Source organism: Mycoplasma razini, from assembly GCF_048076865.1.
Taxonomy (GTDB): Bacteria; Bacillota_I; Bacilli_A; order Mycoplasmatales; family Metamycoplasmataceae; genus Mycoplasmopsis.
Genome location: NZ_CP182212.1, coordinates 545,613 through 562,079, shown reverse-complemented (window position 1 = coordinate 562,079; position 16,467 = coordinate 545,613). Strand labels below are relative to the sequence as shown.

Below are 16,467 nucleotides of genomic sequence, written 5' to 3'. Positions count from 1 at the left end.
TAAGTGACTAAGAATATTAAAAAATATATCTTTTTATCTATTTCTATAGCTCTTTATTTTACATTATTTAGTATTTTTGGAGTTCTTGCTAAAGAAGGAACAAGATATGACTTTGATAGTGGTGAGAAAGCTAGAGTAATAGCAACCTATATTATTGTTTCAGGTTTAATAGCAACAATATCAGGTTTCTTGATGTCTCAATATTTATTAAAGATAAGATTTATCAGCAATCTATTTAAAAAAGAATTAGATACACCTCAAGTGAAAAAGACTATTCAAATAACATCATTATTTATTGCGATATTAGTTATTTTAATTATGATAATTAGCATTTGTGTCATGGCATGAACTTTATCAATAACAAGTGTATCTGGTGTTCAGACAACTAAAAACAATAATATGATCGATAATGGTATTGCTAACTTAAACAATTTGATTATTATTTACTTCATTATAAGTTACATTGTTTCATATGTAGGAACAATAATCTCAACATTATCAATCAAATTATTTATTACTACTAAATTAAATTAAAATTCATTTTATATTTAAGTTTAAAGGCTTCAATATGAAGATCTCTTTATTAAGAGGTGCTTTGAACCTTAAATATAGTGTGACACCCTATATAATATTTATATTGGGTGTTTTTACTTACTTTTGGATAAGAAAAATACCCTGTTTATTACAAAACTAACTACTTTATATTTATGTAAGTATGATAATAAAAGAAATGAAATTGACTGTACTATGCCATTTGTGGGCAGAATTTATAGATGATAGACTATTATAAATATAATTAAAATCATAGATATAAAGTACATACTCAAAGCGCAAGGCTGAAATTCAATGGTTAATTCATAACAAGTGTGCTTTTACGATTAGGGTTAGATCACAATCATTAATGGCAGAAGTGAATTTGAGTATTGAGAAATAAACTTAATTATAAGTAAAAAGCGCTAATTCATGATCATTTATTCATGCTAGTGAAATAAGAAATAATATTAATAAAAATGTTAAAAGTGCGTCAAAAAATCATTTGAAATTAATAAAAAATTTCGAAAAGAAAAGCAATAAGCACTAAGCCCTTTTGAAATTTAAATAATAAATGCAAGAAAAAATCTATGCCCTAACAATAGGCATAGATTTTTAGTATTGCACTGTACAGAAGAATACAGTATTCTTCCTTCTGAATTAATTTTTATTATCAATTTATAAAAAACCTATGCACAGCATAGGCAAAAAATTATAATCCTTTTTCATTAAGCAATTGAGCAATTTGTGGGTTTGTTGTATTGTGTAAAATAGCCATGCTATAAGGTTGTTGCTTAATATCGCCATATTTATTTTGCAACTTATCAAAACCTGTATATGGATTTGCTTTATGATCTGGTCATGATTTTTTAGAAAGTTGCAGTTTAATAAATTTGTATTCTAATTGACTAAATGACTTATCATCAAGGGCATTAAAGTATATTTCAGGTGCTTGATCACTAGCTATAAATGGAACTATAAATTCAAATTGTTTTAAAGGAGTTGTAGAAGCTTCGTATAGTGCTTCTTTTGATAATTGATTTGTAGTTAAATCATTGTATAAAGCTTTTGAATATGCTTCTACAGTAGCTTTTTTATTGTTAGAAAATCTTTCAAATTGTTTTTCATATGTATTCTTAAAATGACTTACGTAAGCATCAAATGTTTCAAATAATTCACGCTTATCATCTTGTGCTCTTTTTGCTGGCATATAGTTTATAAAAAGTTTATTATCTTCACCATAAACTTTATAAACCCTTGGAGTTTCATACAAATTAGATACATAAACTGGAATAGTTATTTTGTAGAATTTTAAGGTTTTATTAAAATCAATGTTTTTAATTTTATTAATATCATAATCAAATTTATCGTAATTATCTCCAAAGAAATATTCAAGATCAGTTGTAGCAATAATTGAATTCTTGACTGCATTAATTTCATTTGCTATTATTGTAGGTAGGTCTTTTAGTTTCATTAATTCAGCAAGATTATTTCCTTTTTCAAATGATACTTCTTGAATGGTGTAGTCAGAGATTGCATCAACAGTTTTGCCTTCTTTATTTAGATATGATAATGGTGCAACAAATTCAGGATTTTTGCTTTTTCCTAAATATTCTGCCATATTATTTCATACTGAGTTAAGTCCATTGAATTTTAATGCATTGTAACCATTAATATTTTCTTTCATAAAGGTATCTTCAGCAGCTCAACCATCAAGAAGTTTTCCATTAGTAGTTTGAGATTTTTGAAGTTCAGATAAATCCAATGATTTAACGATGTCAAGTCCATAAACAAGATTATTATTAATCATGTCCTTGTGAATTTTGGCATATGTATCTCAATTTATAGAATTCTTTTTACTTAAAATTTGATCTACTATCTTGATGCTTTTTTCCTTATCCACAGACTTAAACAGTTTAGCTTCGTTAAACACTGGAGACATTTCACTATATAAGCTGTGTGTAATAATTTTAGGCTCAGGAATACCGATGTAATCACTTGATATTTTGTCTTTTACTACACCATTTGCATTTTGCACATCAGTATTTAAATAACTTATATAAGTATTTACTAAGGATAATGCTACTCATGAGTCTTTATTAACTTCTTGATTTTTGTTAAAAGTGTTAGAATGTGCATTAATAACTTTAATTATACTTTGAATAGATTTTTTGAAGTTTGATGCTGTATGTGAGTCTAATCCTTTTAGATATTTTTTAACAGCTACATTTAATCCTTGTAAATCAAAATGTTTGCTTGGATTAATCTTAATTAATTCGTCAATTCCTTCAATTTTAGATAAATTGTCATTTAATTCGCTTTTTTCATATAAGTCCATTTTTTGGTTTAATTTATTTGGATCTTTTTGTTCAGTTTTATGACAAGATACAACTGCACATAATGGTAATAATGCTGTTGCACCTAATGTTAGAAATTTTCAAGTTTTTTTCATAATAATTAGTCCTTTTTCTTTTCTAATTAGATTATAGCTAATAATAATAATAATAATAATAATAACGAGAAAAACAAAAATGTGGAAATTTTATCCTTGTTCCACATTTGCATAAAAAAACACCCCAAAGGGTGTTGTATTAGTTCTAGAATTTATAACCTGTAAAGATATCTTCTAAATCATCTTCATCAAGTAGTTCATCTTCAAAATCTTCATTATTGTATAAATTAGATCCTGAGTTTGCAAAACAGTTTCTAGAGTCTAAGTGGTAAGCTGCTCCGTCATTTTGAATACTGTATTGTATTTTATTTTTTTCTAAAAAGGTTTCTAAAGCAGCTTTTAATGTACCAGTACCATTTCCAGTTATGAATAATACTGAGTCTGTTTTATTTCTTTTTAAATCGTATAAGTGTTTAACAACTTCAATCATCGCTTGTTCAGATGTTAAACCATGTAAATCTACTGTTCTCATGTTTTTATAATTACTCCTGCATTTTGTAAGGCTTTTAAGCCAATTTCAGTATACTCTGTAGCATTATGTTCTTTGCTGTCATATGTGGCAAGTGCATTTTGAAGCACAATAACATTTTTATCTGAGTGAATTTTGTTTAAATATGTTTTTAATGTCACACCCAATTGTAAAATACAAATATCTGTACAGCATCCTACTAAATAAAATTCATCATATAAATCTCAAGTTTTAGTAGGTATATCTCAAAAAGCATTAGTGGTATTTTTGAAAACAATTTCTTGTGCATATGGTGCTAATTCTGGCACTATTTCTGACTCAACATCATTAGCTAAACAATGAATTGGGTACAATTGCATTTCTAAATCGTCTGTTGAATGATGATCACATACAAATAAGTTATGATCAAATTCAGGTAAAATACGAGCAATTTGAGGGACGATTTTAGCTATATTTTGACTAGCTAAAGCTCCGTTATAAGCAAAACCATTTAACATGTCAACTACTATTAGAAGTTTTTTATCCATTTACTTCCTTTTGACAATTTGGACAAAAGCTTGTTCCTCTTCCATTTTGCTTATAATCTAATTTTACTTTTTTTATTAAAGAAAGTTTACATGTGGAACAAAGTTTCCCATCTTTTCCATAAACTTCTAATTTATTCTGATAAGTCCCTCTCTTAGAGTTAACAGATACATATGTGTGAACTGAAGAACCACCATGAGCAACTGAATCATTCATAATATCTCCAGCTGCTTGAAGTAATTCAGCTAATCTGGCTTTTGAAACCTTGTTACATTTGAGCATTGGATACATTTTAACTCGATGTAAAGCTTCATCAGCATAGATATTTCCTACACCTAAAACTAATGATTGATCAAGTAGAATTGCTTTGATACTTATATTTTTCCGTTGCAATTTATTTCAAAGCTCATCAACATTAACTTGATGTGGTAATTGAGCTAAATTTTTGATTTCATAAATTGAGCGTGTATCAGATGCTGGGATGATTTCAAATGATCCAAACATACGTGCATCGTTATATATCATCACAGTGTGATTTTCGAGATAGAAATATATATAGTTATGGATTTCCTGTGCCATTGGGTTTAAACTGTTAACATCAAGCACAAAATATTTACCAGACATTCTTAAGTGAGAAATCATTCGAGAATTGTCTTCAAAAGTAAAAAGAATAAATTTTCCGTAATTGCATACTTCTTTAATTGTTTTGTTTATAAGAAAATTTGAAAATTCTTCTTCTGTAGCATTTTTAATAAGTTTGTCTTTTAAAACTTTAACAGCAATAATTTTATGTCCACTAGTTAGTGAGTTTAAAGTATTTGTTACAACTGTTACTTCAGGATATTCTGGCATTAGTTTCCTCCTTTTATCTTAGTATTCTTTAATATATTTATAACTTGTTGCAAGGTAACTGCACTTTGGCGTTTGTAACCAAGCAACTCTAATGCTATTTTAGCTAATTCATCGTAATTGATTTCTTCATTAAATTCTTTTGCTTTACTAATAAAGTGCATTCACTCATCTGGGTGCAATCATGTGATTTCTCTTCGATCATCATCATAAGCAGTTTTAAAAGTGATTTCTTTATTGTTTTGAGCTGTATTATATGCAAATCCATCAATAATCTTAAAATGAATATTGTCTAATACTAAATCAATATTCTTAGGGTTCTTATAAACTTTAGCAACTAAATTTTTAAGTTCTTTAAGTGAGATAACATTAATGTTATCTTGAAGATATGTAGCTTTATCTTTAATTAAAGTATTCTTTCTCACTTCCTTTAGATTAATCAAAGGATTAAAACATGATTTGAAGTCAGTTTTTGAAACTTGTTCAATTAAATTTTGACTTTGATCTATTTGATTTAAACGAGGTGTTAAGCTTCCTGTAGCTGAAATATGTTTTTGAATAAAATTAGTTAATTGTTCCATTTCAAAGTCTTTATTTTTAAATCAGTCAGTTGACCACATACGATAAATGATTCAACCACGACTTTGTAAAACATTGCTACGTAAGAAGTCACGATCTTTTGCTACTCGTGAGGATGCAAATGTAGTACCATCACATTCTAGACCTAGAACATATTTATTTTTATCTTTATTGTAAATGGCTAAATCAATTTTAAAATCACTAGCACCTACATTAGTATGAATGATATAACCTAAATTAGTTAACTCTTGAGCTAATTGAGCTTTAAATGCTTGTGTTATAGAGTTATTGGTATTAACGCTTTTAACTCCTAGTTCAGCATTTTTTAATAAATCTTTTAAGAAAGCTACACCACGTGCAGGTGTTTTAGTAGTATCAATATCACTATATTTTAATGAAGAAACAATAAACATTGCTTCTTTAGCCCGAGAAGCAGCAACATTTAAACGTTTATGTCCTGCATCTTGGTTAATTGCACCAAAATTATGAGAGATTCTGCCTTGTGAGTTAGGCCCAAATCCAATAACAAGAATAATAATATCTCTTTCATCACCTTGGACATTTTCGATATTCTTAATAAAGAATTTTGTTTTAGATTTTGGATTTAAATATGCTTGATATTTAGGATTTGAACTTAAGAATTTATTCAACTGTTTATCTAAAAAGTTAGCCATTGTGATATTTAGAGTAATAACACCAATTGTTTTATTTTCACCAAACTTATCAACTATTTGAGCTAATTTTTTAATTGTAGCATCTGCATCAAGTAAATTTTGTCTATCTTCATAAATACCATTAGTGTAAATAAATTTTAATCCAGTAAAGCGATCTCCTGTAGAAGCATTTGGAAACGAAACTAAATTATTTTCATAAACATTAGTATTTGAAGAATAAATAAGTGATTCATATTTTGAACGATAGTGTCATCTTAATGAAATTGATTTAAGGAAAGAAGCACCAGCAGAAAGTACTGATTCATATGCATCTAAGTCGTAGAAGTTTTCGTCATCAGCTTCATCTAAATCGGATTTTTGCTCAAAGAAACTAGTTGGTGGCAATTGTTCAACATCACCACAAATAATATATTGATGAGCTCTAAATATTGAAGTTAAAGCATTTTCGGTTTTTATTTGACTAGCTTCGTCAATTATCAAGACGTCAAACATAGCATCCGTGTCTTTTAAATATGTTGAAACTGAAAGAGGAGACATCATTAAGCAACGCTTCATTTCTAAGATTGCATCACTTGCTTCGGAAATAACACTTTTAACTGATTTTAGTTTCCGTGATTTAGATGCTTCAGCTTTTAGAAGTAAATAACTGCGCTCAGTTCCTAAGAAATTTGGCACTTGTTTACTGCAAGCTTCTAATGCATTAGCATAGGCATTTTTGTTTAAAATAGCAATATCATTTTTATATCTTTCATGCAAGTCTTTTAACTTAACTAGATCACTTGCTAAATTATTACGAACTAATATGTTTTTAATATTTCAGTTAGCATATGATCATTTAAAAGTGTTAACAAATAAGGTAGTATAATGACCTGAATTTAAAAAGCTTAAATAATTTTCAAGTCCAAATTCAACAAGTTTTATTTCTAAATTATTTTTAGTTACAATTACAAAACCATTGTTTTGCTCATTAAGCAAGCTATCAACAAAGTTAATAATCGCATAATAATTTTCAGCATCTAATTCCACATTAAAACTACTAAATAAATGATTGTAATTACTACTAATATCAATTATCATTTCTTGTAGTTGATCAAAAGAGAAACGAGCTACTGGAGCAACTTCTTTTGTATAGTTTACAGCAAAGCTAAATTCTGAATCTGTAAAACTTTTTGATAAAGTTTCAAAGTTTTGAATTAATATATCAACTAGCATAATATCTTCTATGCTAAATTGGAATGTTAGCGATGGAAGAATGTCTTGAATTTTGTCAAAAAGTTTTTGAGCTTTTAATGATGCTTTATAAAGTTTTTTAGCTTTCTTATAATTATTGATTTTTGCCTCAAAACCAAAATCATTAAGGGATAAAGCTTCTTTATTTTGTTTATAGTGCTTAGAAAATGATCTAAAGAAAATATTTTTATTATTTGCAAGTCACTTTTGCAAGAAATCTAAATTAGTTTGATTCATTGCGACAGTGACATCGCTAAGATATAAAAGCTTTTTAATTTGACTATAAATTTTTGAAATTTCTTTTAAAGTCTTAAGTTCTGAGCTAAAGGTAAAATTGTTTTTCTTGTTCCATGTAGTTTTGGTTAAAATAAAAGTGATGTTTTTAACTTTTTCAATTTCACTAAATAATTCATTATTTTTAATAAAGATATAATCACTATTACCAAGTAAATAATTTAACTGAGATAAGTTATTTTTTAATACATTTAAAGAATTTATAACTTTATTAAAATCAATCTCACTAGTATGCTTTATTGCAAATCATTTTGAATAATTTATTTTAGTAAATGAATTCAAGATTCCTTGATAATTTTTTAATAAATCATATATATCCCTAAGTTCTTCTTCAGAATAACTTCTCATAAAGTTAAATGACTCTGAAATAGGTAAGTGATCAGTAATTTCAAGATAATTATTAAATAAAGTGAATAAAGGGACTTGATTTTTATCAGTTTCAACAAGCACATTTTCATAATTATTTATTAATCTAACATATTCAGAAATGTTCCGATTCATTTCGTCTCTAAATGAATTATTTAATTTTGGATAAGTTTTAGTTTCCTCATAATCAGCAAGCAGTTTTTTAGCAAACTCTTTGTTATTATCATCGCTGTGTAATCTTAAAATAAATTTTTCAAATCCTTTTGATGCTAATGTATTATAAACAACATCAACAGCAGCTGTTTTTTCAGCAACAAACAAGATCTTTTTACCACGAGACATTAATTCGGTAATAATATTACTAATAGTTTGTGATTTTCCAGTTCCAGGAGGACCTTGTAACACAAAACTATGACCTTGAATAGCAGCTTGAATTGCTTTTTCTTGCGATCCATCAGAATCTAAACAGTGGTAATAATTTAAGTAATCAATTTTCTCGTCAATATCTTTATCAGAAATCAACTCGAAATTAAAGTTTTGCATTTCGCCATTTAGTTGTTTATAAAAAGGAGAAATATCTAAACGTTCTTTATTTTGAATTAAGTCATTATAAATACTAATTTTTGAATATGTAAATACCCCAAAATACATTAAATTTGAGATTGAAATTTGGTCAGAATCCAATTTTAGAGCACTAAGTAATTGCTCTTGTAAACTAGTTAAGTTTGCTAATACTTCATTAAAATTTGAATGTGACTCTAAATATTGTTGCAATATAGTAAGTAAATCAAAATTATAGTCAGTTTTAAATTTGAAAGCCAATGTATAATTTGGCTCAATATTTGGAAAAGAAGCATTAATATAATAATTATCTTTTTCGTTATTTAATTCACAATTTACAGTAAATAATGGTGAATTAAGCAAGTTATTTTCACGATCTTTTCATCTTAAAATTCCTAAGGTTAAATTTAAGATATTAATCCCGGTTTCTTCAACTGATAAACGATTAAATTTGATGAATTTATCAGCCATTTTAGCAAGTTCAATATTTGGCATATTAGTATACATAACATTTTGCTTAGGTGTTGCTAGTTTAATGTTATTTGTTAATAAAAATAAGCCATCACTAGTTTCGTTAATTGAATCAATAAGTAAAAACTTTTCAGGCTTAATTTTTACTAAATTATTACGCAGTGAAGTATCAAGTAGTTTATTTAGAATGTTTCCGAACATATGTCTCCTATTTTAATGGGGTTTTTATTTAATTACTATGTAATTAAAGTTTATCAAACTTTAGACCTTTTATCGAAATTTTAGTTAAAAAGCTAACGTATTCCATAATTTCCACAATTATAACTATATTACATTAAAGCAATAAAATAAAATTAAAATAGAATATAATATTACCTATGAAAAAACTACGTAATTTATTATTAATATCTGGTGTTGCGCTAGGTGGACTATTGTCAATGGTTTCGTCCTCTTGCGATATCTTTGAAACAAAAGAGTCAGAAACACAAAAACTACTTGATAAAATTAATAAACTTGAGCAAGACAATAAAACTGCTCAGGATGCTTTAAATGCGCAAATTTCAAATTTAAATAATGCAAAAAAGAGTTATGAATTGCAAATTGCTCAAAAAAATAATGCAATTCAAAATTATGAAGCAAAAATTACAAGTCTAAATGAAGAGCTAATTAAACTAACTAATCAAAATAAAATCGTCATAACTAACTTAGAGCAAAAGATTAAGTCATTACAAGACGAAATTAAAAATATGAATGATGCTAAGCTAAATTATGAAAAGGACATCAAAGTTAATGAAGTCCAAATTTTAGATTTAAAAAATTCAGAGAGTGAAAAGCAAGCTGAAATTCATGCACTATCAGAAGATAACCGAGCGAAAAAACAATATGTCTTCGAATTAGAAGAACATCTTGCACATCTTACTGATCATTTGGAAGATCTAAGAAACAGAATTGATCAAAAAGATGAACAATTAGCCAAAAAGCAAGAAATTATCAAGCAAAATGAAGAAATAGTGGCTGCTTTAAATGCTCAAAAAAATGATTTAAATAAACAGATTGGTGAATTAAAAAACCAAAACATGCGTTTAATATTAAATCATCAAAACGAACTTGCGAAAAAGAATGAGCAAATTAGTTCATTACAAGTTTTATTAGCTGAAAAAAATAATCAACCTGATCATTTAACTACAAATGCTAATATTTTAATCAATATTTATGATAGAAATTCTGAGTTGGAACAAGTCTATACATCTGAATTTAATGCCTTAAAGCAGGCACTAAAAGATTTTCAAGACGACAATAAAAGCACTGATAAACTTCATGCATTATCAACTGCTTATTCAAATGCAATAACTTCAGCTATTAGCTTATATTCAACTGCCATTAGAAAGCTAAATGTTATTAATGCTGAATTAGAAAGTCCTTTAATTCCTTTACCAACTGATAACTTAAACAATTTAACTGAATATTTAAAAGAATTAATTTTACTAATTTCACGTAATAAAGCACAAGTTCTTGAACAATATAATACAAAATTAGAAAGTTATGCAAGGGCATTTAATTTAATTTCTAGGTATCAAATTCAATATAACCCAATTAATAACGCCGAAAGCTTAAACTTAGCAGAGTTAATTGCTAAAACAAAAGACCAATTAAAATCTAATATCTGGCACTATATTAGTGAAATTATTAATCATTGTGATGAAATGAATATTTCAGGTGTTGAGCCTGCAATTAAATCAAAATATCAAAGCCTTAAAAACGAAATTACAAAAGGGAGCTACTTAAATTTAAGCTTTGAATATTTATTAAGTTCATTACAAGAATTGATTAAATTTGAAAATCAATTTAGCGTAGTTAGTGCAGAAGTGAAAAAGCAAGTTTATGAAAACAAAGCAAACTTATTAAAAGCAATTAAAGAGTTTGAGGATCAAAATTCTGATTTTAAAAATTATGCTAACTTCTTGCCAGAGTATAAAGAAATAATCAACTTAAAAGATGCGATTACAAAGAACAAAAATAATTATGAAGAATTACTTGACCTTATTAAAAACGCAAATAACAAGTTAAATAAAGTAAAGAGCGAAGTAACGAACTTTAAAATTCAATATAATGGGCTAAAAACTCATTCAGAGCATATTTTAACTAAATTAAAAGAGCTAAATAAGCAATTATTAGAAGCGAGCCAACAAAGCACTTATTATAAGCAAAATCCTGAAATACAGGCACTTTTGGAACAATCCAGTGAATCAATTCAAGTTTTAAACTCTATAAGTTGAACAAATGAAGATCTTTCTAGCATTAATTCCAAAGTCAAAAAAGTTGAGCAAATTAATAAGAATGTAGAAAAATTATGAGCTAAATTTGAAAGCAATATGAATGCTATTCGAAGTGGTGATGAAATAGACAGTTTTTACCAAAATAACAGTGAGCTAGTGAAAAAACTTTCAATTCTTAATAAAGGATTTCGCAATACTGCATTAAGTAACTTTGATATTTATGATTCAATTTTTAAACGTACTTTTAAAATTGTTTTTTGGAATAGAGATGACAATAAACCACGTGAATATGTAATTTCTTCTGGTACAGCTTGATTATTAGACTACGCCAGTTTAGGAGATAATAAATATCGTTTATATTTAGCAACTAATGCCCATGTTGCAGCTTCAAATATTAATCCAGATGCTTATTCTGATGTCAAACAAGTTAATAAACTTAAACAAGGTTCTCATACATTTGATTACTTTATTGGGTTTGATCCAAATTGAGCTAATCATGAGAATGAATATTACATGTTTGAATTTAGCAAGCAAGTAAAAGAACATGAAAAATACATACCAAAGAATTTTTATGTAGCTAAAAATTTCATGTCAGATAAAAAAGTTAATGGCCCAGTTGCAGCTGATTTTGCTGTCATGGAGTGATATGTTGATTTAAATGAATTTGCTAACTGAAACTATAATAACTTTATAAACACACTTAGCTACTATAAGCCAGGTATAGATATAAGTAGTGATTACAAAACACAAAATGAATATAGCACATTAATTAGAAGAAAAACCTTACAGGCTGCATTTGTGCAACATATCAAGGACGCAATAGAAGAAATAGATAAGAGCAAAAAGTCAATTAGCAGTAAAGAAATAGCTAACTTTAATACTTCTTTACCTTACATCTCAGTTGATTATATGTCTACTAAAAAGATTTTGCGTGAATACAATTTAATGTATCCAAATAACAGAATAAACGACTATACTAAACCTTTAAATTATAAATCTGCTATTTATTTAGATAGTTTTATGAATACTAAACTTGGAAATTCTAAATTTAATGAACAACCAAACAATGTTTTTATAGCAGGATACCCAGCTAAAGGTGGTGAAAAAACAGAAATTAATGGTGACTGAAGTAAACTATATGAAGCTAAAGATAATATTCATAATTATAATTTAACCGATACTATGGCTAAGTATGAAATAGGTGTAAATCGTGGATATAAAATTAATTATGATAATGTAGACTATGAATCATACATGCTTCAATTTTATGTTTCTAGTTCCAATGATCTAACAGGTGGAGCTTCAGGTTCACTTGCAGTGAATGAAGATGGCTTACCTGTAGGAATAAAATGAGGTTCTACTATTGATGGTGATAACAAATATTATGATAGTAGTAACCAATTAGTACATAGTTATAGAGATGTTGCTCTTTCATTTGTTAATACTTTTGATGTACCTTTAGCATATACTAATATTTCTGATAAACTTTATGCATATAATTTAATAGATGGTACCGATAAAAGCAAATATCCTTATCAAGTTAGTTCCTATCGTCATGCTTTAATCAAACATTATGGTCCAAAATATAAAACAGCTTTATTTAATAAATAATTACTTTCACTTTATAGCACTTCTTTGTTTGAAGCAATGAGGTGCTTTTTTATACCTATCACAATGGGATAAAAAGTAAATATAGTCAAAAGATATATAAAAAATGCTCAAAGTTGAGCATTATTTTTTTACTTAAATTCAATTGAAAAAGCTGAATTAGGATCACTAGTTTCTAATTGTTTTGCTAACTTAGCAATTTTATCCTTTTCCTCTTTAGTTAAAGGTTCATATGCTTTAGCAACATTTTTAGTTGAAGCAATCAATTGTGCTTTTAATAATTGTATTACTACTTTTATTTGTTCATTTGCTGCTTCAGGATTTGTACCTTCAGGAAGTTTATCTTTTGTAATTTTTGAATACATATCTAAATAATAATCGAATATTGAGTTAATGTAATTTTCAATAGTTAGATTTTTATCGATAGTTAATTTTAATTTAACATTTAAAGCTAATTTTATAATGAATTTCTCTGTTTTAGATTCGGAAGCAAATGCTTCTGTCACTTTATTTGTAAAATCTTGATAAAGTTGAAGTGCTGAATCAATTGTTTGTTTAGTTACATTTCCTAAATCTAAGTTATATGTCCCTAAATTAATGATTTGAGCCTTGGCAACAAAATCAGCATCAATTGGTGAAGCATTAACAAGATCTCCAATCATAGATATTAGTCATTTTAAAATAACAGTATTATTGTCAACTTTAACATTTAATAAATCAGCTGGAATAGTTAATAATTTGCTGTATAGTGCATTAATTTTTGCTAAGTCATCCTCTGTTACATCATTTGCTGTTGGAAACATACTATTGATTCCATTACTTAAAAGGGCAGAGCTTTTAAAAATGCTCATTGAATCTGCTTCCACATTTTTATCTAAGGGCGTTTGGAATTTCAATGCTACATTAATATCAAAAGTTTGTTTCTCTTGTTTTTGATCTAACATAAAGCCATCAACTTTATTTGTTAGAGTTACAAGTCCACTTTGACTTTTGCTTTCATTTGCATTTCTGTTTTCTTCTTGATTATCTGTTGTACCACATTGAGCAGCTACTAAAGGAATTAAAGTAGTACTTGAGAGTGCTCCAGGTAATAGTAGTTTAGTTAATTTTTTCATTTTGTCCTTATGAGTTTGCATTTATTTTATTAAAAATTAGAGTTCTTATAATCCGAGCTTATAGTAATTGTTTTACTTGTTAATCCACGTAAACATCCAGGGCAGCAGCAATTAATAGCATTTGGAATGTGAGTTGCATTATTTTGTTTTGTGACAGCGCTAGCTGAAAAAGCTATAGCTGTATAAACCAGTGGAATAGCTATAGCACTAGTTGCTAAAATACTAAGTAAAACTTTATTTTTTATTCGCATCTTGTCTCCTTTTTTAACATAAAAATTATATAAAATTTGCTATTTATTTAGAAATTAAAAGCAAAGATTTTAGATTGAATTTTTATCGAAAAATTAAAATAATTAATTTAGCAAAACTGTTAAAAACTATTTTTATAGCTAAATTATAAAGCTCTTTACCTTTTTGATATATTTAGCCTTATTTATTAATAAATAATACTTTTAATATATAATTATCATGATAAATACATCATAAGTATTTTATTCACACATTTCAAAAGATAATAATTAATTTAAATGAAACTATTTTTTCATTATCTTAATTTCACATAAATTTAAGGAGCTATTATGAAACAGAAACAACCTACAGAAATTTTTGCTCTAGGTGGTGTTGAAGAAATTGGTAAATCAACTTTAGTTGTTGATCACCACAATCACTTATTTATTATAGATTCAGGAATTAAGTTTGCTGACACATTTAACACAGGGGTTAAAGGAATTATTCCTGATTATTCATACCTTAATAGACCAGAAAAAAAGATTGAAGGTTTATTTATCACTCATGGTCACGAAGATCACATTGGTGGAGTTGTATATTTAGTTCAACAAACAAGAGTTAAAAAGATTTTTGCCCCAAGAATTGCAATTCAGTACTTAAAACTTAAATTCGAGGAAAATAGAATTAAAAAAGATATCGAGTTTATCGAAATTGAAAAGAATGAAGTTTATAAATTCCCTCTTGGATGTCGTGCAGACTTTTGAACAGCTCAACACTCAATTCCGGATGCTTTTGGAGTTAGACTAACTACTCCTAATGGTTCAATTATGTGTACAGGTGATTTTAGATTTGACTATACACCAATTGGAAACTATACTGACTTTGCAAGATTGGATGAAATTGGAAAAGAAGGTTTAACAGCTTTACTTTCAGATTCAACTAATGCAATGCGTCCAAATCACTCTCCAAGTGAATCTGATATTTTAACTGACATTGAACGTCACATGCGTTCAGCTAAAAAGAAAATTATTATTACTGCATTTGCTTCAAACCTAACTCGTGTTAAAGTAATTATTGAGCTTGCTGCTAAATTGAATAAAAAAGTTATTACTTTTGGACGTTCAATGATACAGGGAGTTAAAATTGGTCGTAAATTAGGGTATATTAATGTTGGTAATGATGTAATTATTGATAAAAAAGACCTTCCAAATGTTAAAGATTCAGATTTAGTAATTTTAACAACTGGTTCGCAAGGAGAACAGCTTGCAGCTTTATCTAGAATGAGTTATGGGAAACATGCAACAATAAAAATTACTAAAGGAGATTTAATCATTTTCTCTTCTAGTCCGATCCCTGGGAATAGAATGGTAGTTGAACTACTTGTTAATAGACTTTACAAATTAGGCGCAATTATTAAAGAAAATGGTGTAGATGGTTATTTACATACATCAGGTCATGCTTATCAATGAGAACATGACAAAATCTTTACTTTAACTAAACCTAAATACTTTTTACCATATCATGGTGATTATAGAATGTCATTAGTTCATGGTCAAACAGCAGTAGCTAATGGTGTTAAAAAAGAAAATGTTATGATCCCTCAAAAAGGTCAAATTTTCGAAATGCTAAATAATGTAATTACCCCTACTGATCGTTTTGTTGAATATGGTCCAATTTATATTGATGGTAATACAGTTTTAAGTGTTTCTGAACATATTTTAGCTGATAGAGCACAACTAAAAGATTCAGGATTTGTTAACATTATTTTCTTATTAGATAAAAATAAAAATGCAATTTTAGCTCGTCCTCAAATTGTAACTCGTGGTAGTTTCTTTGTTAAAACATCAAAGGAATTAATTGAAGAAGCTAAAAGAGTTGCTCATGGAGCTGTGCTATATCACATTAAAAATAATGAAAACTGAACAACACAAGAACTTGAAGATATCGTTCGTGAGCGTTTAGCAACTTTATTCTATAAAGAAAAACGTAGAGAACCAATAATTGTTCCAACAATTATTTATACAGATGAGCCTCAAGATCCAAAATTAAACAGAGCAAAAATTAAATTCCTTAATAATAAAGAAGAAGTTGAAGCTGAAGGTGAAAATAATGGCAAAAAACTTCGTAAATCACTTGCTCAAGAGCTTGAAAAAACTAAGAAGTCAATCTTTGGTGAAGTTGAAAACGATGAACTAGATATCGATGAAGAAGATGAAATTTAATCACTTATCCATACTTA

10 protein-coding genes are annotated in these 16,467 nt (G+C 27.5%); 3 read left to right on the top strand and 7 right to left on the bottom strand.

Going from position 1 to position 16,467, the window contains the following annotated elements:
- The first annotated feature begins 3 nt into the window (after window positions 1-3).
- Window positions 4-534 (top strand): hypothetical protein, encoded by a 531-nt coding sequence (locus ACM0L0_RS02205; RefSeq protein WP_416738350.1) that lies wholly within the window; start codon window positions 4-6, stop codon window positions 532-534.
- A gap of 709 nt (window positions 535-1,243) precedes the next feature.
- Here the strand turns inward: ACM0L0_RS02205 and ACM0L0_RS02200 are convergent.
- The 5 genes from ACM0L0_RS02200 to ACM0L0_RS02180 form a co-directional block, all read right to left on the bottom strand.
- Entirely contained in the window at window positions 1,244-2,983 is a 1,740-nt protein-coding gene (locus ACM0L0_RS02200) for a hypothetical protein (protein WP_416738349.1), read from the bottom strand.
- Between the two features lie 145 nt (window positions 2,984-3,128).
- Window positions 3,129-3,455 (bottom strand): Smr/MutS family protein, encoded by a 327-nt coding sequence (locus ACM0L0_RS02195; protein ID WP_416738348.1) that lies wholly within the window; start codon window positions 3,453-3,455, stop codon window positions 3,129-3,131.
- Window positions 3,443-3,979 (bottom strand): cysteine hydrolase family protein, encoded by a 537-nt coding sequence (locus ACM0L0_RS02190; RefSeq protein ID WP_416738347.1) that lies wholly within the window; start codon window positions 3,977-3,979, stop codon window positions 3,443-3,445. The genes ACM0L0_RS02195 and ACM0L0_RS02190 overlap by 13 nt, the downstream gene beginning before the upstream one ends.
- The gene (gene mutM, locus ACM0L0_RS02185; RefSeq protein ID WP_416738346.1) at window positions 3,972-4,829 is read right to left on the bottom strand and encodes a bifunctional DNA-formamidopyrimidine glycosylase/DNA-(apurinic or apyrimidinic site) lyase; all 858 of its coding nucleotides are present in this window, start codon (window positions 4,827-4,829) and stop codon (window positions 3,972-3,974) included. The genes ACM0L0_RS02190 and mutM overlap by 8 nt, the downstream gene beginning before the upstream one ends.
- Window positions 4,829-9,202 carry an AAA domain-containing protein gene (locus ACM0L0_RS02180; RefSeq protein ID WP_416738345.1) on the bottom strand — a complete coding sequence of 1,458 codons (4,374 nt, stop codon included), beginning with the start codon at window positions 9,200-9,202 and terminating at the stop codon, window positions 4,829-4,831. Before ACM0L0_RS02180 ends, mutM begins: the two co-directional genes overlap by 1 nt.
- 176 nt (window positions 9,203-9,378) lie before the next feature.
- Here ACM0L0_RS02180 and ACM0L0_RS02175 point away from each other — a divergent pair, with 176 nt between their 5' ends.
- Entirely contained in the window at window positions 9,379-12,888 is a 3,510-nt protein-coding gene (locus ACM0L0_RS02175) for an MIP family Ig-specific serine endopeptidase (RefSeq protein WP_416738344.1), read from the top strand.
- A gap of 128 nt (window positions 12,889-13,016) precedes the next feature.
- Here ACM0L0_RS02175 and ACM0L0_RS02170 read toward each other — a convergent pair whose 3' ends face one another.
- Together ACM0L0_RS02170 and ACM0L0_RS02165 are read right to left on the bottom strand one after the other, a co-directional pair.
- Complete coding sequence (locus ACM0L0_RS02170) at window positions 13,017-14,000, bottom strand: hypothetical protein (RefSeq protein WP_416738343.1); 984 nt, start codon at window positions 13,998-14,000, stop codon at window positions 13,017-13,019.
- Window positions 14,001-14,029: 29 nt separating this feature from the next.
- Window positions 14,030-14,251: a hypothetical protein gene (locus ACM0L0_RS02165; protein ID WP_416738342.1), complete on the bottom strand. Its 222-nt coding sequence runs from the start codon at window positions 14,249-14,251 to the stop codon at window positions 14,030-14,032.
- A gap of 327 nt (window positions 14,252-14,578) precedes the next feature.
- On the opposite strand from ACM0L0_RS02165, the gene ACM0L0_RS02160 reads away from it, so the two are divergent.
- Window positions 14,579-16,450, top strand: a complete 1,872-nt coding sequence (locus ACM0L0_RS02160) for a ribonuclease J (protein ID WP_416738341.1) — start codon at window positions 14,579-14,581, stop codon at window positions 16,448-16,450.
- Window positions 16,451-16,467 lie beyond the last annotated feature (17 nt).